This window comes from Streptomyces sp. NPDC017940, from assembly GCF_044328435.1.
Lineage (GTDB): Bacteria > Actinomycetota > Actinomycetes > Streptomycetales > Streptomycetaceae > Streptomyces.
Window position 1 is genome coordinate 479130 of record NZ_JBIRHJ010000002.1, and the last position, 22723, is coordinate 501852.

A 22723-nucleotide genomic window follows, 5' to 3' on the forward strand; every position below is an offset into this window, starting at 1 on the left:
CTTACTCTCCTTGCAGGGTGGGGACGACCATCGGCGTGGCGGTGACCGGGTCGGGGACGATGACGCTCGGCAGGTCGAAGACGTCCTTGATCAGCGCGGCGTCCACGATGTCCCCGGGGTCGCCCTCTGCGACGACCCGGCCGTCCTTCATGGCGACGAGGTGGTCGGCGAAGCGGCACGCCTGGTTGATGTCGTGGAGTACGGCGATGACGGTGCGGCCCTCGTCGCGCAACCGGGCGAGCAGGCCGAGCAGTTGGTACTGGTGCGTGATGTCGAGGAAGGACGTCGGCTCGTCGAGCAGGAGGTAGGGCGTCTCCTGGGCGAGGACCATCGCCATCCACACGCGCTGGCGCTGTCCGCCGGACAGCTGTTGCGCGGGCCGGTCGCCGAGGTCCTCGACCCCGGCGGCGACCATCGCCTCGTCGATGGCCGCGTCGTCGTCCGGGGAGCGCAGGGCCAGCAGCGACTGGTGCGGGAAGCGGCCCCTGGCCACGAGCTGGCGGACCTTGATGTCCTCGGGGGCGAGGGGGTCCTGCGGCAGGAAGCCGAGCTGCTTGGCGAGGGCCTTGGCGGGGTAGCCACCGACTTCGCGGCCGTCGAACTCGACGCGCCCTTCGTGGGGGCGCAGCAGCCGCACGAGCGCCCGCAACAGGGTCGATTTGCCGCAGGCGTTGGGGCCCACGATGGCGGTGAAGGCGCCGTCGGGGACGTCCAGGTTCAGCCGGGTGGAGACCACCCGGTCTCCGTAGCGCAGGGTGATGTCCCGCGCGGTCAGGCGTGCGGTCACGCGCGCGCCACCTCCTTGCTGAGGAGCCAGATCAAGTAGCAGCCGCCGATCGCGGTGCTGACGACGCCGACCGGCAGGGCGACAGGGGCGAGGAGCATCTGGGCGATCAGGTCGGCGCCCTGGAGGAGCACCGCGCCGGTCAGCGCGGCCGGGAGCAGCGGCACGCCCGCGGCGCCCGCGAGTCTGCGGCCGATCTGCGGGGCGGCGAGGGCGATGAACGCGATCGGTCCGGCGACGGCGGTCACCGTGGCGGTGCAGCCGACGCCGACGAGCACCATGAGCAGCCGCAGCCGGCCCAGTCCGACGCCGGTGGTCACGGCGATCGCGTCGCCGAGTGCCGCCTGGTGCATGGCGTGCGCCCGCGACGCCATGAGGGCGAGGAGCACGGCGATGACGGTGAAGGGGATGCCCAGGTCCTCCCAGCCGACTCCGGCGAGGGAGCCCGCGCTCCAGCCGACGGCGGCGATCGCCACTTCCAGGTCGGCGCGGAGCACGATCCACGAGTTGACCGCGGTGACCATCGCGTTGACGGCGATGCCGATGACGACGAGGCGCAGTCCGGAGAAGCCGCGGTCGAACGAGAGCAGATAGATCACGGCGGCGATGACCAGTCCGCCGAGCACCGATCCCGTGGCCAGCTGGGCGGAGGTGCCCGACAGGACGGTGAGGGCGAACAGGGCGCCGGTGTAGGCGCCCGCGTCGAGGCCGATCACGTCGGGGCTGCCCAGCGGGTTGCGGGTGAGGTTCTGGAAGAGGGCACCGGCGACGCCGAGGGCGGCGCCGAAGACCAGTCCGGCGAGGACGCGCGGCAGCCGCCAGTCGGAGATGACCACGGAGCGGTCGGTGCCGGTCAGCGAGGCGAACACCTCGCCGGGGGTGGACCATGACGTGCCGTAGCAGAGTCCGAGCAGGCCGAGGCCGAGCATCAGGACGGTCATGACGGCGACGAGGACCACCGTGCGGCGTTCGGTTCTCGGTACGAGGGTGTGCACGGCTCTTTTCGTCACGAGTGTGTTCACAGCGACCCCGCCCCGTAGCGGCGCACGGCCCAGATGAGCATGGGGCCACCGAGGAACGCGGTCACGATGGCCACCGGCACCTCGCCGGTGGGCAGCAGGACGCGCGAGCCGATGTCGGCGACGAGGAGCAGGATCGGGCCGAGCACCATCGTGTAGAGGATCAGCCACGGCACGGAGCCGCCGGCGGGCCTGCGGACCAGGTGCGGCACGATCAGGCCGACGAACAGGATGGGTCCCGCCACGGCGGTCGCCGCGCCGCTGAGCAAGGTGATCAGCACGAGTGCGGCGATGCGCACCCGTCCGACGTTCGCGCCCAGCGTGTGCGCGACGGTCTCGCCGAGCGACAGGGCGTTGAGCGCCCGGCTCAGGAGCAGCGCGCCGACGAGGGCGAGGGCGATGACCGTCAGGGGCAGGGCCATCGGTGCCTGTTCGCGGGCCGCGAGGGAGCCGACCGACCAGAACCGGTACGCGTCGAAGGTGTCGGGGAGCATCAGGCGCAGGCCCAGGGCGACACCGTTCAGTACGGCGGTGAGGGCGACGCCCGCGAGCACCAGGCGCAGCGGCGAGTGCCGTCCGACCGCGACGACGACGAGTGCGGCGACGACCGAGCCGGCGACCGCGAAGCCCAGCTCACCGGCTTGATTGACCGTCAGCCCGAGGGCCGAGCCGATGGTGATGGAGAATCCGGCTCCGGCGGTGACCCCGAGGATGCCGGGTTCGGCGAGGGGGTTGCGGGCCAGCGTCTGGATGAGGGCGCCCGCCACCGCGAGGGCCGCGCCCACCGCGATGGCGAGCAGGGCGCGCGGCACGCGGACGTCCCGCACGATCACGTGGTCGTCGTTGGAGCCCTGGTAGTCGAACAGGGCCCGCACGACCTCGCCGGGCGCGACCGAGCGGGCGCCGATGCCGATGCTGAGCACGGCGACGACGGCCATCAGCACCAGGCCGCCGACGAGCAGGCCGGTCCGCGAGACGGTCCTTCCGGTTCCGGCCGCCTCACAGGCGCGGCCCGCGACGGTCACCGCTTCAGGAGCGGAGCGAACGACGTGTCGATCGCGTCCAGGGTCTGCATGGCCTGTCCGTAGGTCGCGGCCTCGGTGTAGCGGATCGGGAAGGTCTTGCCGGCCTTGACGGCGGGCAGGTTCTTCCAGAGCTTGGAGTCCATGACGTACTTGACCGGCTTGGGGACGCTGCCGTCGGGGTTGACGGAGTAGGTGATGGCGTCGGCCTCGCCGAGGGCGTCCGGCAGTTCCTCGATGGAGGGGTACTCGCTGACGGCCTTGGAGCCGGGGCCGGGCTCCTTGACCTTGCCGTAGTACTTCGCGCCGACGTCCTGGGCGATGTTGGTGCCCCACGAGCCGCCGAACTCGCGCTGGAACGTGCCCTTCGCGGTCTCGCCGTACGCGCCGACGTGGCCGAGCTTCAGCCGGGGCAGCACGTTCGCGTATTTCTCGGCCAGCTTGCCGGCCTCGGTCTCGTACTTCTCCTTCGCGGCGTCGAACTTCTTCAGCGCGCCCGCCGCGTCGGACTGCTTGTGGGCCAGCTTGCGCCAGGCGGACGGCACGGTCGGGCCGATCGCGACGACGGGGGCGATGCCTTCGAGCCGCTTGACGTCGATGTCGCCGAGGACCGGGGCGGGCACGCCGATGACGATCAGGTCGGGCTCGGCCTCGGCGATGGCCTCGTAGTTGGTCTCGGTCGCGAGCTCGCCCGCCACCTTGGGCGTCTTCTTGTACGTGGCGAGGTCCTGCTTGCTCATCATCGACTCGCCCCGCTTCCAGGACGAGATGCCGACGAGGGGGGCGCCGCCCTCGATCAGGGCCGGGACGGCGTAGCCGGTGGCGACCACACGCTTCGGGTCGGACGGGATCTTGATCTTGCCGTTGTCCGCGGTGAACGTCCGGGTCTTCCCCTTGCCCGAGTCGTCCGACCCGCCGTCCGACGAACCGCACCCGGTCACCAACAGGGCCAGCGCCACGGCACCGACCAGACCCGACGATCTGCGTATGGACATGTTTCGCTCCTTGTTACGTGTTACTAGTTACTTGTTACTCAGGTAGGGGTGGCCTTGGTGGACGGCCCGCCCGGCAGGTCGATCGGGGCGCGTGACGGTGTCGCGCGCCCGGTCCGGCCGGTTGATCAGTGGTCGTCCTCGTCGAAGTCGGCGACGCCGCGCTTCCAGTACCCGGTGATGTCGTGGTCGGCCTTGCCGAGCCCCAGCTCGTCGCGGACCCAGCGGCGCAGGGGCTTGATCTGGCCCGCCTCACCGGCGACCCACACGTAGACGCGCTCACCCGGGGGCACGGACACCGCGGTCACGGCACGCTCCAGGGCGCCGCCCGTGCCCGCGGGCAGCCCGCCGCGGTGCAGCCAGTGCACCTCGAAGCCCTCGGGCGCGGACAGCTCGATCTCCTCGCCGGCGTCGGCCACTTCGACGAACGCCCAGCCCTTCGCGGTCCGCGGCAGCTCCTCCAGCCGGCGCGCGATGGCGGGCAGGGCCGTGATGTCACCGGCGAGCAGATAGCGGTCGTAGGTGTGCGGGACGATCAGGCCGCCGGGCGGGCCCGCGACGTGCACGACGGCTCCGGGCTCGACCGCGTGCGCCCAGTCCGACGCGAGGCCGCCGTCGTGCGGGACGATGTCGATGTCGAGTTCGCCCGTGGCGGGGTCGTAGCGGCGCACGGTGTACTCGCGCGAGGTGGGCGCGGGCCGGGGCCAGCGCAGCATCGCCCCGTCGCGCTCGGGCAGCCGCAGCTCGCCGTCCGGTTCCGGGAAGATGAGCTTCACGTGCTCGTCCGGGGCGTGCGCCTGGAACCCCTCGGTGCCGGGACCGCCCAGGGTCAGCCGCAGCAGCCCTTCGCCGACCTTGGCGGTGCGGACGACCTCGGTCCTCCGGATGCCGATCGGGTAGCCCACCTTCTCGGCGTGCTGCCCTTCGCGGACCTCGGCGATCCGGTCCAGGTGGCGGTGGCGGTGGTCGGCCCGGGTCACGCGGCGCGCTCCGTCACGAGGGCCGTCCAGTGGCCCAGTTCGGGCTGCTCGGCCAGGTCGGGGAACTCCAGCGTGGTCGCCCCCGCGGCACGCCACCGCTGAACCAGGGTCATGATCCGCACCGAGTCGAGACCGAGGTCGAACAGGTCCTCGTCCGGAACGATCTCGGCGGGGTCGCAGTCGAGCAGCTCCGCGATGTCGGCGCGGACACGCTCGGGCGACAAGCTCTGGTTCATCGGACGCTCCTTCAGGAAAACACGCAGCACGGACTCTCCGCCCCCGCCACCAATTCAGGGAAGGCTAACCTAACTTAACCATGGTGGGAGCGTGAAAACGGGAGGCCTGTTCGAAGGCCTCCCGTTGTTCCGTGCCGATTGCCGCGTGCCGCGGCGTCACATGGCGTCGCGCAGGGCGTTCTCCACCACTTCGGTCAGGGCCGGGTGGATCCACAGCGGACGCTCGGCGACGTCCCGCGCCGTCAGCCCGAAGGTCATCGCGAGGACGAGCGGCTGGATGAGGGTCGCGGCCTGCGGCCCCAGCACATGCGCGCCGAGCAGGCGGCCCGTCCGCCGGTCCACCAACACCTTGCAGAAGCCCTGGGCTTCCTCCAGGGCCCAGCCGTACGCCACGTCCTCGTACCGGCGCGCGCCGACCACGTACTCCTCGCCCTGCTCGCGGGCCTCCTGCCCGGTGAGCCCCACCTGGGCGATCTGGGGCCGGGTGAACACGGCCGCGGGCACCACGTCGTACGACATCGTGCGCGGCCGGTCGGGGTGCAGAAGGTTGTGGGCCACCACTTCTGCCTCACGGTTGGCCACGTGCTTCAGGGGCGGTCCGGGGATGATGTCGCCGAGCGCCCAGACGCCCTCGGCGCCGGTCCGCAGCTGCGCGTCGACCTCGATCATTCCCTTGTCGTCGCACGCGATGCCCGCCTTGTCCAGGTCGAGGGTGTCGCTGTTGGGCTCGCGGCCCACGGCGACGAGCAGCGTGTCGGCCTCGACGACCGAGTCGTCGTCGAGGGTGAGGCGCAGCCGCCCGGGGCTTCCCTCCACGCGGACGAGCTCGCGGCCGAGCCGCAGGTCGTACTGGTCGCGCACGGCGTCGGTGAAGGCCGACGCGACCGATTCGTCCTGCTCGGCGAGGAGCGTGTCCTTCTTCTCGACGACGGTGACGGAGGTGCCCGCCGCGTGGAAGACGTGGGCGAGCTCGGCGGCGATGTAGCCGCCGCCGAGTACCACCATCCGCTCGGGCACCTCGTCGAGGCGCATCACGGTGTCGGACGTCTCGTAGGGCAGACCGGAGTCGGCGACCGGGGGCGGGACGACGGGGCGGCCGCCCGCCGCGACGACGATCCGGTCCGCGCGCAGCGTCTCGGGCCCGTCGGCCGTCTCGACCAGGACCTCGCGCTCTCCGGTGAAGCGGGCGCGGCCGCGGTACACGGTCACGAAGTCCGAGGCGCGGCGGCCGTCCTCGCCGTCCCGCGACACGGAGTCGAGACGGTCGAAGACGCGCTTCTGGACGGCCGGCCAGTCGATGCCGTCCGCCGTCGCCCGCACGTCGTGCCGATCCGCTTCCCGTACCCCGTCGGCCACCTCGGCCGTCACGGACAGCATCTTGCTGGGGATGCAGCCCGCGTTGAGGCAGGTGCCGCCGAAGGGGCCCTCCGCCAGGACGGCGACGTCCAGATGGGAGAAGCGGTCGTCGATCAGCACGTTTCCTGAGCCGACGCCGAGGACGAGGAGATCATGGTGACGCATGTACGGAGAGTATCCATATATGACCTTGGTACACCTCCGGTGCCGCGCTCCCTCCCGCCCATGGCGTGCGGGCCGCCGTGCCGTCGTGCTCATCTATACGGGCGGTCGGTCAGACGGCATCAGACGGGCCGCTCCGGGTACGGGAACACCAACCGAAGACCGACCGCCCCCGCCCTTACGGCAGGACCGCGGAACGAACCGAGGAGGACTCCATGGCCGGACTGCTCTCACGCCTCAAGGCCTACAGTCGCACCCCGCAGGGACGACGCACCATCACGTCCGCGCGCCGCGCCGCCTCCGACCCGCGCAAGCGCGCGCAGGCCCGCTCGCTCCTCTCCCGGCTGCGGGGACGCCGCTGAAAGCGGCACCCGGACCTGCGATGAGTTCCCGCGCGTGCGGCGGTCCTCAGAGATAGTTGCCGCACACCAAGACTTCCGGGAGCCTCCAGATGCGTACCTTGATCAGCACCGCTTTCGTCTCGCTCGACGGCGTCGTGGAGGCTCCGGGAGGTGAACCCGGCTACCGGAACTCCGGGTGGACGTTCAAGGACATCGACTTCCTCCCGGAGGCGTACGAGATCAAGGGCCGGGAGCAGCAGGAGGCCGCCGCGATGATGATGGGCCGGGTCAGCTACGAGGCGTTCAGCCCCGTCTGGCCGGGCATGGAGGACTTCGCGGACTACAAGGTGATGCCGAAGTACGTCGTCTCCACGACCCTGCGCGAGGGCGACCTCGTCGACAACTGGGGCGAGACCACGATCTTGCGCTCGCTCGACGACGTCGCCACGCTGAAGAAGACCGAGGGCGGCCCGATCATCGTCCACGGCAGTGCCGCGCTCAACCGCGGTCTCGCGGACGCCGGTCTGATCGACCGCTACCACCTGCTCGTCTTCCCGCTCCTCCTGGGCGCGGGCAAGCGGCTGTTCAGCGACACGGACAAGGACGCGCAGAAGCTGCGGCTCGTCGAGCACGAGGCCTACGCCAACGGCTTGCAGAAGAATGTGTTCGACGTGCTGCACTGACCTCGATCGCGTCCGCCTCACTGCGACAGAGCGGCGGACGTTGGGACGTCGCCGACCAGTGCCCCGCACTGGAACCCGACGCCGCGCCCCGGTCCACTCGTCTCCGCGAGACGGGATCGGGGCGCCGGTATGTCCGCCACCAGACCACGGATACGTTGTCCGACATGAGTAACCTTGACCAACAGGCCACCCCCTCACTGTGCGGTGGCCGCGGGTTCGTCGTGGCCGAACCCGTCCGGGAGCTGCTGAGCCCGCGCCGTGTACAGCTCGGCGCGGGCACGGAAGTCCGCCGACTCCTGCCCAACCTCGGACGACGCATGATCGGGGCGTGGGCCTTCGTTGATCATTACGGGCCCGACGACATCGCCGACGAGCCCGGCATGCAGGTGCCGCCGCACCCGCACATGGGTCTCCAGACCGTGTCCTGGCTGCACGAGGGCGAGGTCCTGCACCGCGACAGCACCGGCAGCCTCCAGACGATCCGCCCCCGCGAACTGGGGCTCATGACGTCGGGCCGGGCCATCTCCCACTCCGAGGAGAGCCCCAGGGCACATGCCCGCCTCCTGCACGGCGCGCAGCTCTGGGTGGCCCTGCCGGACGCCCACCGGCACACCGAGGCGCACTTCGAGCACCACGCGGACCTGCCGAAGGTGACCGGCCCCGGCATCGACGCCACCGTGATCCTCGGCAGCCTCGACGACGCCACGTCACCCGGGACCACGTACACGCCGATCGTCGGTGCCGACATCACCCTCGCCGCGGGCACCGAGACCCGCCTGCCGCTCGTGCCCGACTTCGAGTACGGCGTGCTGTCGATGTCCGGCGAGGTACACGTCGACGGCGTCCCGGTCCTCCCCGGATCGATGCTGTACCTGGGCTGCGGCCGCACCGAACTGCCCCTGCGCGCCGAGTCCGAGGCCGGAGTCATGCTGCTCGGCGGTGAGCCGTTCGAAGAGGAACTGATCATGTGGTGGAACTTCGTCGGCCGCACGCAGGAGGAGATCGAGCAGGCGCGCGCCGACTGGATGACCGGCACCCGGTTCGGCGAGGTGAAGGGGTACGACGGTGGCCCGCTCCCTGCGCCGACACTCCCCTCGACGCCGCTCAAGCCGCGCGGCCGGGCACGGTAGGACAGCCGCCGCGAACGCCCCCGCCCGCATCGCTACTGGTGGGGGCGTTCGGGCCGCTCAGAGCTCGGAGCCGGTGTCCAGCGTGGCGTAGTACGCGCCCACCTCGTTGAGGTACGCCGGATCCCTCGTCTCGCTGTCGGTGGTGAACTGCGGTGCCTCCTTCACCTGCTCCTTGGAGTGACCGACCGTCACCGTCCCGGCCTCGCGGTCGATGCGGGTGACCGCGCCGGCCGGGATGAGCACACTCTTGCCGAAGACCCACACGCCGGTGTCCACCACCAGGTGCTGTCTGCCCGGCTGGTCCACGTGCCGGTCCACCTGTCCGATGACTCCGTCCGTCGCCTCGACCGTGAATCCGGTCAGGGAATCCTGCTGCTCGCCTTGGTGACCACTGCCGGGCGGGTAGGCCCAGATGTCGTTCACGGCATGCGCTCCTGGTTCTCGCGATGTACGCGGTTCGGCTTCGCTCGGTGTGCGTGGTGTGGGGTGTGCGGGGTGTGCGAGGTACGTGGGGTGTGGGGGTGTGCGTGGTAGGCGGTGTGCGGGGTGTGCGGTCTACGTCGTGTGCGGTCTGCGTCGTGTGCGCCCGGCGCGCGGTGTGCGGCGTACGCGGTGTGCGGAGGCGGCCCATTGTCCACCCCGCGCCGCCGTGCGCCTGCCGGTGTTCGGCACAACTCCGTTTTCCCGTTCCCGGCGATGCATGCGGCCCCCGGTCGGGCCGCGCTCCGCCCCGGTTGCCGCCCGGTCGCGGCACCGTACGGAGGGCATCACCATGGGCAGATGGGGAAGAACGAGTTCCGATGACGAAGAAGAGGGGAAGCGACGACGACCTGCCCTCCGGCGGGGAATCCGACCGCGCCTGCGACCACCGTCCCGCCGAACCCGGCCTCCGCGTCCTCGTCACCGGGGCCACCGGCTACATCGGCGGCCGTCTCGTGCCCGAGCTGCTGGCGGCGGGGCACCGCGTGCGCTGCCTCGCCCGCTCCCCGGAGAAGCTGCGCGACCACCCCTGGTCCGGGCGCGCCGACGTCGTCCGGGGCGATGTGACCGACCCGCGGTCCGTGGGCGACGCGATGCGGGACATCGACGTCGCGTACTACCTGGTGCACGCGCTCGGCACCGGCTCCGGTTTCGAGGACACGGACCGGCGCGCCGCCCGCGTCTTCAGCGAGGCGGCGCGCGCGGCCGGGGTCCGCAGGATCGTCTACCTGGGCGGGCTCACCCCCGCGGGGAAGCCGGAGGCGGAGCTGTCCCCGCATCTGCGCTCCCGCGCCGAAGTGGGGCGGATCTTCCTGGACTCGGGCGTCGAGAGCGTCGTGCTGCGCGCCGCCGTCATCATCGGCTCGGGTTCGGCGTCCTTCGAGATGCTGCGCTACCTCACCGAGCGGCTGCCCGTCATGGTCACCCCCAGCTGGGTCCGCACCCGCATCCAGCCCATCGCCGTACGCGACGTCCTGCGCTACCTGGTGGCCGCCGCCCGGCTGCCCGCGGGCCTGAACCGCACCTTCGACGTCGGCGGCCCCGACATCCTTACCTACCGCGACATGATGCGCGCCTACGCCGTGGCGGCGGGCCTACCGCAGCGGGTCATCCTGCCCGTGCCCGTCCTCACCCCGACCCTGTCCAGCTACTGGATCGGCCTGGTCACGCCCGTCCCGCACGCCATCGCACGGCCGCTCGCGGAGTCCCTGCGCCATGAGGTGGTGTGCGCGGAACACGACATCGCGCGGTACGTGCCCGACCGCCCCGGCCAGCCGCTGACCTGTGCCGCCGCGCTGCGCCTCGCCCTGCGGCGCATCCACGAGGCGCAGGTCACCACCCGCTGGTCCTCCGCCGCCGTGCCGGGCGCACCCAGCGACCCGCTGCCCACGGACCCCGACTGGGCCGGAGGCAGCCTCTACACCGACGACAGGCACATCGCCGTGGCCGCGTCGCCCGAAGCGCTGTGGCGAGTCATCGAGGGCATCGGGGGCGACAACGGCTGGTACTCCTTCCCGCTCGCCTGGGCGATACGGGGCCTGCTCGACCGGCTTGTCGGCGGGGTCGGGCTGCGGCGCGGGCGCAGGGACGCCGCCCGGCTGCGCGTCGGGGACTCCCTGGACTTCTGGCGGGTGGAGGAGATCGAGCCCGGCCGGCTCCTGCGGCTGCGCGCCGAGATGCGGGTGCCCGGCCTGGCCTGGCTCGAGATGTACGTGGAGCGGGGCGACGACGGCCGTACGCGGTACCGGCAGCGTGCGCTGTTCCACCCGCGCGGGCTGCTCGGGCACGCCTACTGGTGGAGCGTCGCGCCCTTCCACTCCGTCGTCTTCGGCGGCATGGCCCGCAACATCGCCCGGGCCGCGGCCGAGGAGCCGAGTGCCGGGCGGAGCACGCCCGCGACCTAGATGGTGGAATATTCAACCACTGGGTTCGGTTGTGGCCGTCGAGGAGGCACACAGTGGAGTTCACCTACTTCGACCACGGCACGCCCGCCGAGCGCTGGGAGCGTGCGCAGCAGTTCTTCGACGCCAAGGAGTACGCGACGGCGGCGCTCGTCCTCGCCCCGCTGGCCGACGAGGTGCCCGAGCAGGTCGCCCCGCGGCTGCTGCTCGCGCGCGCCTACTACCACTCGGCGCAACTGCGGCGCGCGGAGGCCGCGTTGCGGACGGTCGTCGACCTCGACCCGGTCGAGGGCTACGCCCGGCTGATGCTGGGCCGCACGCTCCAGCGCCAGGGCAGGGACGACGAGGCCGAGGGGCACCTGCGGGTGGCGGCGGCGATGTCGGGTGAGCCGGTGGTTTGATCCCCGCCGTGCCCGAGCGGAGCCATGTCGCCCCGCTCGGGCACGGAAGGCGGTCGCGTCACCACGCCCGCCCGCCAGTGGGCGGCGACTTCGCGGTCCGCGCCGGACACGGGCATCCGCGGGGTGACGCGGCCGACGACCCCGCCGCCGGGGTCGCTCTGGGTCGATCCGCAGGTCACCAGCCACGCCCCGGCCGCCGGAGCCCTCACCGCAGGTCGCCAGCCACACCCCGGCCGCCCGGCCGCTCGCCGCAGGACCCGGCCGCTCCCCTATCCCCGGGCCCCCGGGAGCCATCGGGCCAGTCCACCAACCGCCGAGGCCGCCCCGGACGGGGCCCGCGCACCGCACCCGCCAGGGATGGCCCATTCTCACCGCCCTCCCACCCTGGCCGGATCCTGGGTTACCCCGGGGTACAGGAGTGGCCTTACGTTTCCCGTACCGCCGCACACCGTTCACCGGCCCGCACCGCTTTACTCTTGACCACTCTTGATCTTTACTCTTGATCGTACAAATCCGTGCAAAATTGACCATCCGTACGGCTCCGTCGAACATCGCCGAGTTCCACCCAGGGGGACCTCTCCGCATGAAGGCTCTGAAGGTCGTGTTCCTGCTGCACAACGCCTACGGCGTGGGCGGCACGATCCGCACCACCCTCAACCTCGCCTCCGCGCTGGCCGACCGCCACCGCGTCACCATCGTCTCGTTGCAGCGGCACCGCGAGGTGCCGCGCTTCACCGTGGACCCGCGCGTGACCCTCGTACCGCTGGTGGATCTGCGCCCCGAAAGCGCGGACGCGGCGGACCCGCTGCTCGCGGAGCCCGCCACGGCGTTCCCGTCCGCGGAGGGCCGGCACCGGCAGTACTCACGTCTGCACGACGTGCGTGCCGCGGCCTGGCTGCGGGACTGCGACGCCGACGTGATCATCGGCACGCGCCCGGGCCTGAACGTCTACCTCGCCCGCTACGGACCCCGTGGCGCGCTGCGCGTCGCCCAGGAGCACCTGCGCCACGACGCGCACAGCAAGCGGCTGCGCGGACAGCTGGCGCCGCACTACCGGAAGCTGGACGCCCTGGTCACCACCACGGAGGCCGACGCCGCTGTCTACCGCGAGCGGATGGCGCTGCCGGGTGTGCGGGTGCTCGCCGTGCCCAACATGGTGCCCGCCCCGGACGTGCGGCCCTCCGACGGCACCGCGGAGGTCGTCGCGGCGGCGGGGCGGCTCGCTCCGGGCAAGCGGTTCGACCTGCTGGTGCGGGCGTTCGCCACGGTGGCCGAGCAGCACCCCGGCTGGCGGCTGCGGATCTACGGCAGCGGCACCCAGCAGGAGCCGCTGCGGGACCTGATCGACGAGTTGGGGCTCGGCGGGACCGTGGAGCTCGCGGGGGTGCGCTCCCCCATCGAGCCCGAGTTCGCCCGGGCCTCGATCGTCGCCTCGGCCTCGGACGCGGAGTCGTTCGGGATGACACTGGTGGAGGCGATGCGCTGCGGCGTCCCCGTGGTGTCCACCGACTGCCCGCTCGGCCCCGCCGAGATCATCACCGACGGACACGACGGCAGGCTCGTGCCGCCCGGCGACGCCGCGGCGCTCGCCAAGGCCATCGTCGAGCTGATCGAGGACCCCGGGCTGCGGCGGACGATGGGCGCCGCGGCCCTGGAGAGCGCCCGCCGCTACGACCCGGGGCCGATCGCCGCCCGCCACGAACGCCTCTTCGCCGAGCTGCGCGCCGCCCGCCGCACACGTGCCCTGCGGAGCGCGCCGAGACGGTCCGTGCGGCGGGCGCGGAAGCTGGCGGGACGGGTGCTCCGGCGGCTGCGCCCCACCCACTAAAGCGCATTAGTTTTCTCCGTGCTCTAGCCTCCGACCGCCCCGCTCGCCAGAATTGCCGTCACCCGGAGGAGCGGCATTACCCGGGCAATTCCACGTACCCGGAGGAGAGTTCAGGATGAAGAGACGGAGTGTCCTTCTCGGCGCCCTCGCCCTGACGGTGGCGACGGGCGCGACGGCGACGGCCGCGCCCCGCGCCGCGGCGGGCAGGCGCGTCGTCGTCTACTACCAGACGCAGTACACCAACGGCAGATATGTCTCGCCGCTGGGTCTGACCAGGAACAACACCGGCGTGACGGATGTGCTCGTGGCCGCCGTGCACCTCAACGACATCAACGGCCCCTATGCGCCGGTGCACCTGAACGACGATCCGCCGACGGCCGCGAAGTTCGACCAGATGTGGCGCGACCTGAAGACGATGCAGGGGCAGGGCGTGCACGTCCTCGCGATGGTCGGCGGTGCGGCGCCGGGCAGTTTCACACGGCTCGACACCGAATTCGACACGTATTACCCGCTGTTGCGCGACTTCATTCGGCGGTACGGGCTCGACGGCGTCGATCTGGACGTCGAGGAGCGGATGTCCCTCGCGGGCATCGAGCGGGTCATCAACGCGCTGCGCGCCGACTTCGGCCCCGGGTTCCTCATCACGCTCGCCCCGGTGGGCTCCGCGCTCAGCGGCGGCGGCAACCTCTCCGGGTTCGACTACGAGCGCCTCTACCGGGACCGGGGCAAGGACATCGCCTGGTTCAACGCCCAGTTCTACAACGGCTGGGGCAGCATGACGTCCACCTCCAGCTACGACGCGGTCGTGCGGCGCGGGGTCGTCCCCCCTTCGAAGGTCGTCGCGGGCACCCTGACGGACCCCTCCAACGGCGGCAGCGGCTATGTCTCCCCGGCGCGGCTCAAGTCGACGGTCCGCAGCCTGGTCGCCAAGTACCCGGACATGGGCGGCGTCATGGGCTGGGAGTACTTCAACTCGCAGCCGGGGGGCACGGCGGAGCCGTGGCGGTGGGCGGCGGAGGTGTCGTCGGCGCTGCGGGGCTGAGGGCCCGGCTTCCTCATGCCCACCAGGCCTGCGCGCAGGCGACTCCCGCGAAAGCGGCCCCGAGCCCGGCGAGCACGCTCGCGGCGGCGTTGACGAGGGCGGTGAGCCGCGCGCCCTCCTGCGCGAGCCCGAGGGTCTCGTACGAGAACGTCGAGTACGTGGTCAGGGCGCCGCACAGGCCGGTGCCGAGGAACAGCTGCGTGTGCGCGGACGCGGCCCCCGCGACCGCCGCGCCGGTCACCAGGCCGAGGACGAGGCTGCCCACGACGTTCACGGTGAACGTGCCCCACGGGTAGCGGGTGCCGTACCGCGCCCGCAGCGCGCGGTCGGTGAGATACCTGAGGGGTGCGCCGATCATCGCCCCGGCCACCACCAGGAGCCAGCTCACCGGCCCTCCCCCGGGCAGGGCCGCCACCGCGCCACGGCGCGCCGCGTGACCGCCGTCGCGCACCACACGGCCGCGAGTGCCGCGAGCAGCGTCAGGGCCAGGTAGGCGAGGCCGGTACGGACGTGTCCCGCGTCGGCGAGGCGCTCGACGTCCACGGTGTACGTCGAGAACGTGGTGAAGCCGCCGAGGACCCCGGTGCCGAGGAACGGCCGCAGCAGCGGGTGCGCCGGTCCTCGCCCGGTGACCTCGGTGGTCCCGGTGACCAGGACCATCAGGACGCCGATCGCCGCGCACCCGGTGACGTTCACCGCGAACGTCGTCCAGGGGAAGCGGCCCGCGGCGGTCGGCCAGAGCAGCGCCGCGCCGTACCGGGCGGCGGCGCCCAGGGCCCCGCCGACGGCCACGACGGCGAGGACGCGCCCCTGTCCGCGCAGCAGGGCGGGGCGCCGGCCGGGTTGCGTGGACATGCGTACGTCTCCTACTCGCCGCGCGCCCGGCACCGGGCGCGCTCCGTCGCAAGCAGGGACCGTCGGCGGCACCGTCGCCGCGGTTCGGGTGCGGCGGGCCCCACCGCCGCGCGGCGTCCGCAGAAGATCACCGCGGGTACCAGGCTAGCCGCCGCCTCCGGGGCCGGGCCACCCGGGCCGTCCGGGCGGCGTACGGAAACTCGGTGGACATCCTTTCGCCCGGTGGGTGGGATGAGCGTCCGCGTGTCCGGCTGCCGCCGGGCCCGGTCCGGTCGAGGTCGGCAGAGGAGAGTTCGTGTCAACAGGTGGTGGCCAGGAGTCGATGGCGTACGCGGAGTACGCGGACCACGACGAGTTCGAGGACCACGAGGACGACGACGAGACCGACGGCGCCGACGGCACCGACGGCGCAGACGGGGTCCGGGACACCGTCGGCGGGCCTGCGGGAGGTGACGGGGGCGACGATGACGAGGAGGGCCCTCGCATTGATGAGCCGCTGTTGCGGCGGCTGCTCACCGCGCAGTTCCCGCAGTGGGCCCATCTGCCGATCAGGCCGGTGCCGCGCCCGGGGATGGACAACGCGACGTACCGCCTCGGTGACGACATGGCGCTGCGGCTGCCCCGGTACGAGCGCTGGGTCGGGCAGGTCGAGCGTGAGCAGCGCTGGCTGCCGTGGCTGGCGCCGCGGTTGCCGCTCGATGTCTCCCAACCGCTGGCGCAGGGCGAGCCGGGGGCGGGTTACCCCTTCCCGTGGTCGGTGTGCCGCTGGCTGGAGGGTGTGCCCGCGACGACGGACGGCCTGGCCGATCCGCACCGTACGGCGGCGGAGCTCGGGGCGTTCGTGACGGCGCTCCAGGGGATCGACGCGACGGGCGGTCCCGCACCGCAGCGGAGCAACGCCTTCCGGGGTGCTCCGGTCGGTGCCGAGTGCGACGCGCTGACCGCCGACTCCTTGGTCCGCGCCAAGATCGCGAAGCTGCGCGGGACGGTCGACACGGACGCGGTCACGGCCGTGTGGGAGGAGGCGCTCGCGGCGCCCGCGTGGGACAGGCCGCCGGTGTGGCTGCACGGGGACCTCGCCACCGGCAACCTCCTCGCCGTGGACGGCCGCCTCACCGCGGTGATCGACTTCGGCACGCTGGCCGTGGGCGACCCCGCCTGCGATCTGATCCCGGCGTGGATGTTCCTGCCCGCCGCGGCGCGCGCGACGTTCCGTGCGGCAGTCGGCGCCGACGACGCGACCTGGGCGCGGGGGCGTGGGATCGCTCTCGCCGGGTCGCTGCCGGTTCCTGACGACCCGTTCTTCCAGCAGGACCCGGCCCGGGTGACGACGGCGCTGCGCCATCTGGAGGCGATCCTCGCGGACGGGTCGTGAGGGCCGGGACCGCGCGATTTCCCGAACTCCGTTTGTCCGTGGATGCGTCGGGCACCCGCCGACGCATGGATGAGGTACCCCTGCGACAGGAGTGGATCCAGAAGGCCGCGTGCGCCGACGAGGATCCGGAGCTGTTCTTCCCGGTCGGTACGACCGGCCCCGCGGAACGCGATCAGGAGGAGGCGAAGCGCGTGTGCGAACGCTGTCCCGTGGCACGCCAGTGCCTCACGTACGCCGTGCGGACGGGCCAGATGGCGGGCGTGTGGGGCGGCAAGGACGAGGGTGAGCTCGCGGCACTGCGCCGCAGGCGCCGCGCGGCGGAGCGGCGCGGGGCGCCTCCCGGGGTCGCGGCCCGGGAGGCGGCGGAGGCCGGTTTCCGACGCGCGGGCTGAGACGGGCCCCGTACCGCCGGGCCACCCATGGCCGGGCCTGGGCCCGACGCGGGCCGGTCCGACGACTGCCGCCGAACCCGGCCCGGCGGGCGGGCGGAACCCCCGGTGCACGGGTCCCGCCCGCCGCCGGGCGGGGACCCTCAGCCCCGGTACGTCTCCAGCAACCGCAACCAGACCTCGCTGATCGTCGGATACGCGGGCACCGCGTGCCACAGGCGGTCGACGGGGACCTCGGCGGTGACGGCGATCGTGGCCGAGTGGAGGAGTTCGCTGGTGCCGGGCCCCACGAAGGTGACGCCGAGGAGGACCTCGCGGTCGAGGTCGACGATCATGCGGGCGCGGCCTCGGTAGCCGTCGGCGTACAGGCCGGAGCCCGCGACGTTCGCGAGGTCGTAGTCGACGGCTCGTACCCGGTGGCCCGCGGACTCGGCGGCGGCGAGCGTGAGGCCCACCGATGCCGCCTCGGGGTCGGTGAAGACGACCTGCGGCACCGCGGCGTGGTCGGCGGTGGCGCTGTGGGCGCCCCAGCGGTCGGTCTCCAGGAGGGGGACCTGCTGGGCGCGGGCGGCGATGGCGGCGCCCGCGATGCGCGCCTGGTACTTGCCCTGGTGCGTCAACAGCGCCCGCCGGTTCACGTCGCCGACGGCGTACAGCCAGTCCTTGCCGGTCACCCGGCAGCTGTCGTCGACGGACAGCCAGCCGCCGGGTTCCAGGCCGACGGCGTCGAGGCCGAGGTCGTCGGTGCGCGGGGCGCGCCCGGTGGCGAAGAGGATCTCGTCGGCTTCGATGTCGCTGCCGTCGTCGAGGACGACGGTGACGGTGTCCCCGTCCCGGCGCACCTCGGTCACGGAGACGCCGACGCGCACATCGGTGCCCGCCTCGCGCAGCGCGTCCGCGACCAGTTCCCCGGCGAACGGCTCCATCTTCGGCAGCAGCCCCCCACCGCGTACCAGCAGTGTCACCCGGGAGCCGAGTGCCTGCCAGGCCGTGGCCATCTCCACGCCGACCACGCCGCCGCCCACCACGACAAGCCGTCCGGGCACCCGGTCCGCGCTGGTCGCCTCCCTGCTGGTCCACGGCCTGGCGTCGGCGACGCCCGGCAGGTCGGGCACGACGGCGCGGCTGCCGGTGCACACCGCGACGGCGTGCCGGGCGGTCAGGCGCACGGTGGTGCCGTCGGCGCCGGTGACCGTGACCTCCTTGGTGCCCGTGAGGCGGCCGTGGCCGCGGTGCAGGTCGACGCCGACGGACTCGAGCCAGCCGACCTGGCCGTCGTCCTTCCAGTGCGAGGTGTAGTCGTCGCGGTGGGCGAGGACGGCGGCCGCGTCCAGGTCGCCGTCGACGAGGTGGCGCAGGCCCGGGACCCGGCGGGCGTCCGCGCGGGCCACGACCGGGCGCAGCAGGGCCTTGCTGGGCATGCAGGCCCAGTACGAGCATTCGCCGCCGACGAGTTCGCTCTCCACGATCGCGGCGCTCAGTCCGGCCGCGCGGGCCCGGTCGGCGAGGTTCTCGCCGACGGGTCCGGCGCCGATGACCACGACGTCGTAGGGAATCGTCCGGCTGGCAGTCGAGGCTTCCGTCATGGGGACAGTCTGGTCCATGTGTGCGCCGTGGCCACACGGGTACGCGCGCGGAATGTGGCCACACGGGTACGCGCGCGGAATACGGCCGTCGCCCCGGCCGTTGTGCACGACGGCTTCGCCCTCATCAGGAAGATCAGGAAGAGAGACAGACCATGAGCAGCACGACAGTGGAGCTCACCAAGGAAAACTTCGACCAGACGATGACGGAGCACGACTTCGTCCTGATCGACTTCTGGGCGTCCTGGTGCGGGCCCTGCCGCCAGTTCGCCCCGGTGTACGAGAAGGCCGCGGAGGCCAACCCCGACCTCGTCTTCGGCAAGGTCGACACGGAGGCCCAGCCGGAACTGGCGGCCGCGTTCGGCATCCAGTCGATCCCGACCCTCATGATCGTGCGCGATCAGGTGGCGGTGTTCGCGCAGCCCGGCGCCCTGCCGCAGGAGGCCCTGGAGGACGTCATCGGCCAGGCCCGCAAGCTGGACATGGACGAGGTGCGCAAGTCGGTCGCCGAGCAGCAGGCCGGCGAACAGGGGCAGTGAGGGGCCCCCAGGGCCCCGGAGCCGAGCGGCCGGGGGGGGGGGGGCGGGGGGGGGGGGGGGCCCCCCCCCCCCCCGGGGGGGGGGGGGGGGGGGGGGGGGCCCCCACCCCCCGGCCCCCCCCCCCCCCCCCGACTCCGCGCGTGCGGTCAGCTGGACTCGCGGTGCACCACGCCCGCGCCGAGCAGGTCGTGCGTCTCCGGCCGCCCGCCGGGCTCGCGCACCACCCGGTCGACCAGCTCGGCGAGCTCGCGGCCCGAGGGCAGCTCGATGCGCACGCTGCTCAGGCGGGGTCTCAGGAGCCGGGCCAGCATCAGGTCGTCGGAGCCGACCACGGCGGTGTCCCCGGGGACGGCGACGCCACGGTCCTGGAGGGCGCGCATCAGGAGCATGGCGTAGTCGTCGTTGTACGCGAAGACCGCGTCGAGGCCGAGCGCGGACCAGTGGTCGGTGAGGCGGGCCGCGGAGGCCTCCGTGTAGGCGAGCGGCAGCTCGGTCACCGCGCCGCCGTCCGCACCGCGCACGGCGGCGCGGACGCCGTCCAGGCGCGGCCGGGAGAAGACCTCGAGTCCGGGTTCCTCGGGGACGACGACGCCGATGCGGCGGCGGCCGCGGGCCAGCAGGTGCTCGGCGGCGGCGCGGCCGACCAGGCGCTGGTCCATCAGGAGGGCGTGCGCGCCGTCGGCCCGCTGCGGACCGAGGGTGAAGACGGCTTTGGCGCCGGAGCGCTTGAGTACGGCGACGCCGCGGGCGCCGAGCGCGGTGGCGTCGGGCGCGAGGACGGCGACCGGACGCAGCTCGGCCCAGGCCCGGGCCGCGTCCTCGCCGGTCAGGCCGAGGCTGCCGTACTGCACGACCGTGTAGTCGAAGCGGCTGAGCGCCCACTGGAGTTCGTTGAGGAACGCGCTGAGCAGCGGCCCCACAGCGATCTGCGGCGTGGGCATGAGGACCATGCGGGAGTGCCCGGCGCGCAGGCTGCGGGCGGCGGCGTGCGGGACGTAGCCGAGTTCCTTGGCCGCGGCGTGCACACGGCGGCGGGTCGGCTCGCTGATCCGGACGGCGCTGGTGTTGTTCAGGACATAGCTGACGGTGGCGCGCGAGACGCCGGCGAGGCGGGCGACGTCGGCGCTCGTCGGCACGGAGTGCGGCGTGCCCTGCGGCACGGAGTGCGGCGTGCCCGGCGGCACGGAATGCGGCGTGCCCTGCGGCACGGAGTCGGGCGGGGGGCTCGGCGCAGCCGGTGCCGGGCCCGGCACGGACTGCTGCTTCGGTATCTGCACCATGACGGCCGCAATCCTTCCAGACGAACCCGGGGCGCACCCAGGCGGGCGCGGGGGCGCTGCCGGGCAGGCGGCGGGGCACGGCCGCGCACACCGTCCTGTCCGGTCGCGTGCCACGACACGCACGCCCGCGGCGGCGCACACGCGGCGCCGACGGTGGGTCGCACGCCGCCCACGCGCGCCTCCGCGGTGGCCGCCGCTCCCGGGGGCGGCGTGAACTCCGCCGCGCGGATGGCGCGTTGGGACGCCGACGACTACCGTGCGGTCACCCGCACGCCCCCTCGGCCCCGGCCCGCTCCGGCCCGCCCCGGCCCGTCCGTCCGGCCCCCGACCCGCCGACTGCCCGCCTCCCCGGCCGCCCGCCCGCCTGCCCTCTGCCCTGCCCTCTGCCCTCTGCCCTCTGCCCTCTGCCCTCTGCCCGGCTACCGTCCGGTCCGCCCGCCCGAATGAAGGTGCCCCCACATGACCGCCGATCGTTCCGCGGGACTCGCGGAGACCGCCCGTGCCCTGGCCGCGGGGGAGGTGTCCGCGCGGGAGGTGACCGAGCGGGCGCTCGCCCGGATCGAGGCGGCGCAACCCGTGCTCAACGCGTTCCGGGTGGTGCGTGCCGATGCCGCGCTCGCCGAGGCGGACGCGGCCGACCGGCAGTTGGCGGCGGGGGTGCGCACGCCGCTGCTCGGCGTGCCGGTGGCGGTGAAGGACGACACGGACGTGGCCGGTGAGCCCACCGCGTTCGGCTGCCCGGGGGACTTCCCGCCGAAGGCAGCGGACGCGGAGGCGGTGCGCAGGCTGCGGGCGGCGGGCGCGGTGATCGTGGGCAAGACCAACACGTGCGAGCTGGGGCAGTGGCCGTTCACGGAGGGCCCCGCCTTCGGCGACACCCGCAACCCGTGGCACACCGGGCACACCCCGGGCGGCTCCTCGGGGGGTTCGGCGGCGGCGGTGGCCGCGGGCCTGGTCCCCGCGGCCCTCGGCTCGGACGGCGCGGGATCGGTGCGGATACCGGCGGCCTGGACGCATCTGGTCGGCATCAAGCCGCAGCGCGGGCGCATCTCGACCTGGCCGTGGCCGGAGGCGTTCAACGGCATCACCGTCAACGGCCCGCTGGCCCGTACGGTCGCCGACGCCGCGCTGCTCCTGGACGCGGCGAGCGGCAACCACGCGGACGACCCGCACCGGCCCGCCGCGATCGGGGCCGCCGACGCGGCCCGGCGCGACCCGGGGCGACTGCGGATCGCCCTGTCCCTGCGCATGCCCTTCACCGCCACGCCGAAGCGGCTGCACCCGCTGGTGCACGGCAAGGTCGTCGAGCTGGCGGAGCGCCTCGCCGCGCTCGGCCACGAGGTGGAGGAGGCCGATCCGCGCTACGGCCGGATCGGCCTCGCCTTCGTGCCGCGTGCCACGGCGGGCGTCGCGGACTGGGCGCGCCGGGTGCCCGACCCCTCGCTGCTGGACCGGCGCACCAAGGAGGCCGCGCGCCTCGGCCGTCTCCTCGGCGGTGCCCCGCTGCGGCTCTCGCGCCGCGCCGAGGCCACGCTGCACCGCCGGGTCGGCGCGGTGTTCGCCACCTACGACGTGGTGCTCGCGCCGACGACGGCGACCCCGCCGCCCCGCGTGGGCGCCATGGCCGGGCTGAGCGGTTGGCGCACCGACCAGGCGATCATCGCGGCCTGCCCGTACGCGTGGCCGTGGAACGTGCTCGGCTGGCCCGGCGTGAACGTGCCCGCGGGCCGGGTCGCGGGCGGTCTGCCCGTCGGCGCCCAGCTCCTCGGCCCCGCGGGCAGCGAACCCCGGCTCCTGTCGCTCGCCGCCCAGCTCGAGGACGATCTGCCCTGGCACGAGCACTGGCCCGAGCCGCTCGCCGGCGCCCGGGCGGCGCCCTGACACCGGCAAGCGGTGAAAAACCTGTGCGTACGCGCTCGCGTGCGCCTAACGTCCAGAACGTGCAGATCTACGAAATCCACATCCACGGATGCGCCGGGACGGACGAGGCGCTCGCACTCCAGGAGCCCCTGGCCCGGCTGCTGTGTCCCGTCGAGGACCACGAGGGCCCCTGCGAGGTGCCGTGGGGCTGCACGCTGCGCACCGAACCGGACGAGGGCGACGGCGACGGCGACGGCGAGCCGGAGCATGTCCTCGTGCTCGGCATCTTCGCGGACGCGCGGAAGGCCGCGGAGGTCCTGGCGCGGGTGCGGTCGTTCGTCGGCGACGCGCACCGGGTGGTACTCCGTGAGGCCGTCACGGACACCTTCGACGAGCTGGCGGAGCAGTACCGCATCGAGCAGGGCCTCGGCACCACCTGAGCCGGGGGCCCACCCGCCCCCGGTGGCCCGCGCCGCACTCCGCGT

At 73.3% G+C, this 22723-nt stretch carries 24 protein-coding genes; 12 read left to right on the forward strand and 12 right to left on the reverse strand.

Annotated features, from left to right (window positions below; genetic code table 11):
• Position 1 precedes the first annotated feature (1 nt).
• From ACH4DX_RS07695 to ACH4DX_RS07725, 7 genes are all read right to left on the reverse strand, one after another.
• Positions 2-787, reverse strand: coding sequence for an ABC transporter ATP-binding protein (locus ACH4DX_RS07695; RefSeq protein ID WP_150164510.1), 786 nt, complete (start codon positions 785-787; stop codon positions 2-4).
• Positions 784-1725: a FecCD family ABC transporter permease gene (locus ACH4DX_RS07700; RefSeq protein ID WP_398116015.1), complete on the reverse strand. Its 942-nt coding sequence runs from the start codon at positions 1723-1725 to the stop codon at positions 784-786. Before ACH4DX_RS07700 ends, ACH4DX_RS07695 begins: the two co-directional genes overlap by 4 nt.
• A 77-nt stretch (positions 1726-1802) precedes the next feature.
• Positions 1803-2828 carry a FecCD family ABC transporter permease gene (locus ACH4DX_RS07705; RefSeq protein WP_398154408.1) on the reverse strand — a complete coding sequence of 342 codons (1026 nt, stop codon included), beginning with the start codon at positions 2826-2828 and terminating at the stop codon, positions 1803-1805.
• On the reverse strand, positions 2825-3820 hold the full coding sequence (locus ACH4DX_RS07710) for an ABC transporter substrate-binding protein (protein WP_398154409.1): 996 nt from the start codon (positions 3818-3820) through the stop codon (positions 2825-2827). Before ACH4DX_RS07710 ends, ACH4DX_RS07705 begins: the two co-directional genes overlap by 4 nt.
• Before the next feature lie 125 nt (positions 3821-3945).
• Positions 3946-4797 carry a siderophore-interacting protein gene (locus ACH4DX_RS07715; RefSeq protein WP_398154410.1) on the reverse strand — a complete coding sequence of 284 codons (852 nt, stop codon included), beginning with the start codon at positions 4795-4797 and terminating at the stop codon, positions 3946-3948.
• Positions 4794-5033: a phosphopantetheine-binding protein gene (locus ACH4DX_RS07720; RefSeq protein ID WP_398114332.1), complete on the reverse strand. Its 240-nt coding sequence runs from the start codon at positions 5031-5033 to the stop codon at positions 4794-4796. The genes ACH4DX_RS07715 and ACH4DX_RS07720 overlap by 4 nt, the downstream gene beginning before the upstream one ends.
• A 156-nt stretch (positions 5034-5189) precedes the next feature.
• Entirely contained in the window at positions 5190-6554 is a 1365-nt protein-coding gene (locus tag ACH4DX_RS07725) for a mycothione reductase (protein ID WP_398154411.1), read from the reverse strand.
• Between the two features lie 212 nt (positions 6555-6766).
• Here ACH4DX_RS07725 and ACH4DX_RS07730 point away from each other — a divergent pair, with 212 nt between their 5' ends.
• The 3 genes from ACH4DX_RS07730 (at position 6767) to ACH4DX_RS07740 (ending at position 8705) form a co-directional block, all read left to right on the forward strand.
• Entirely contained in the window at positions 6767-6913 is a 147-nt protein-coding gene (locus ACH4DX_RS07730; RefSeq protein WP_398114336.1) for a hypothetical protein, read from the forward strand.
• An 89-nt stretch (positions 6914-7002) separates the two neighbouring features.
• Positions 7003-7575: a dihydrofolate reductase family protein gene (locus ACH4DX_RS07735; protein WP_398154412.1), complete on the forward strand. Its 573-nt coding sequence runs from the start codon at positions 7003-7005 to the stop codon at positions 7573-7575.
• Positions 7576-7739: 164 nt separating this feature from the next.
• Positions 7740-8705, forward strand: a complete 966-nt coding sequence (locus ACH4DX_RS07740) for a pirin family protein (RefSeq protein WP_398154413.1) — start codon at positions 7740-7742, stop codon at positions 8703-8705.
• Positions 8706-8762: 57 nt separating this feature from the next.
• Here ACH4DX_RS07740 and ACH4DX_RS07745 read toward each other — a convergent pair whose 3' ends face one another.
• Complete coding sequence (locus ACH4DX_RS07745; protein ID WP_398114342.1) at positions 8763-9128, reverse strand: PRC-barrel domain containing protein; 366 nt, start codon at positions 9126-9128, stop codon at positions 8763-8765.
• A 377-nt stretch (positions 9129-9505) separates the two neighbouring features.
• On the opposite strand from ACH4DX_RS07745, the gene ACH4DX_RS07750 reads away from it, so the two are divergent.
• From ACH4DX_RS07750 to ACH4DX_RS07765, 4 genes are all read left to right on the forward strand, one after another.
• Positions 9506-11089: an SDR family oxidoreductase gene (locus tag ACH4DX_RS07750; protein ID WP_398154414.1), complete on the forward strand. Its 1584-nt coding sequence runs from the start codon at positions 9506-9508 to the stop codon at positions 11087-11089.
• A 53-nt stretch (positions 11090-11142) separates the two neighbouring features.
• Positions 11143-11487, forward strand: coding sequence for a tetratricopeptide repeat protein (locus ACH4DX_RS07755; RefSeq protein ID WP_398154415.1), 345 nt, complete (start codon positions 11143-11145; stop codon positions 11485-11487).
• Positions 11488-12079: 592 nt separating this feature from the next.
• A complete protein-coding gene (locus tag ACH4DX_RS07760) occupies positions 12080-13315 on the forward strand; it encodes a glycosyltransferase family 4 protein (protein ID WP_398116017.1) in 1236 nt (411 codons plus the stop codon).
• Between the two features lie 115 nt (positions 13316-13430).
• Positions 13431-14357: a glycosyl hydrolase family 18 protein gene (locus ACH4DX_RS07765; protein ID WP_398154416.1), complete on the forward strand. Its 927-nt coding sequence runs from the start codon at positions 13431-13433 to the stop codon at positions 14355-14357.
• Positions 14358-14370: 13 nt separating this feature from the next.
• On the opposite strand, the gene crcB is transcribed toward ACH4DX_RS07765, so the two are convergent.
• Positions 14371-14745, reverse strand: coding sequence for a fluoride efflux transporter CrcB (crcB, locus tag ACH4DX_RS07770; RefSeq protein ID WP_398154417.1), 375 nt, complete (start codon positions 14743-14745; stop codon positions 14371-14373).
• Positions 14742-15212 carry a fluoride efflux transporter FluC gene (locus tag ACH4DX_RS07775; protein WP_398154418.1) on the reverse strand — a complete coding sequence of 157 codons (471 nt, stop codon included), beginning with the start codon at positions 15210-15212 and terminating at the stop codon, positions 14742-14744. The genes crcB and ACH4DX_RS07775 overlap by 4 nt, the downstream gene beginning before the upstream one ends.
• A 295-nt stretch (positions 15213-15507) precedes the next feature.
• On the opposite strand from ACH4DX_RS07775, the gene ACH4DX_RS07780 reads away from it, so the two are divergent.
• Together ACH4DX_RS07780 and ACH4DX_RS07785 are read left to right on the forward strand one after the other, a co-directional pair.
• Complete coding sequence (locus ACH4DX_RS07780) at positions 15508-16587, forward strand: aminoglycoside phosphotransferase family protein (RefSeq protein WP_398154419.1); 1080 nt, start codon at positions 15508-15510, stop codon at positions 16585-16587.
• A 65-nt stretch (positions 16588-16652) separates the two neighbouring features.
• A complete protein-coding gene (locus tag ACH4DX_RS07785) occupies positions 16653-16979 on the forward strand; it encodes a WhiB family transcriptional regulator (protein ID WP_398114356.1) in 327 nt (108 codons plus the stop codon).
• A 140-nt stretch (positions 16980-17119) separates the two neighbouring features.
• Here ACH4DX_RS07785 and ACH4DX_RS07790 read toward each other — a convergent pair whose 3' ends face one another.
• Positions 17120-18562, reverse strand: coding sequence for a dihydrolipoyl dehydrogenase family protein (locus ACH4DX_RS07790; protein ID WP_398154420.1), 1443 nt, complete (start codon positions 18560-18562; stop codon positions 17120-17122).
• A 152-nt stretch (positions 18563-18714) separates the two neighbouring features.
• On the opposite strand from ACH4DX_RS07790, the gene trxA reads away from it, so the two are divergent.
• Entirely contained in the window at positions 18715-19098 is a 384-nt protein-coding gene (gene trxA / locus ACH4DX_RS07795; protein WP_398114360.1) for a thioredoxin, read from the forward strand.
• A 146-nt stretch (positions 19099-19244) separates the two neighbouring features.
• Here the strand turns inward: trxA and ACH4DX_RS07800 are convergent, their stop codons facing one another.
• Positions 19245-20378 carry a LacI family DNA-binding transcriptional regulator gene (locus ACH4DX_RS07800; protein ID WP_398154421.1) on the reverse strand — a complete coding sequence of 378 codons (1134 nt, stop codon included), beginning with the start codon at positions 20376-20378 and terminating at the stop codon, positions 19245-19247.
• Positions 20379-20837: 459 nt separating this feature from the next.
• Here ACH4DX_RS07800 and ACH4DX_RS07805 point away from each other — a divergent pair, with 459 nt between their 5' ends.
• On the forward strand, positions 20838-22259 hold the full coding sequence (locus ACH4DX_RS07805) for an amidase (protein ID WP_398154422.1): 1422 nt from the start codon (positions 20838-20840) through the stop codon (positions 22257-22259).
• 59 nt (positions 22260-22318) lie between these two features.
• Entirely contained in the window at positions 22319-22678 is a 360-nt protein-coding gene (locus ACH4DX_RS07810; protein WP_398154423.1) for a hypothetical protein, read from the forward strand.
• Positions 22679-22723 lie beyond the last annotated feature (45 nt).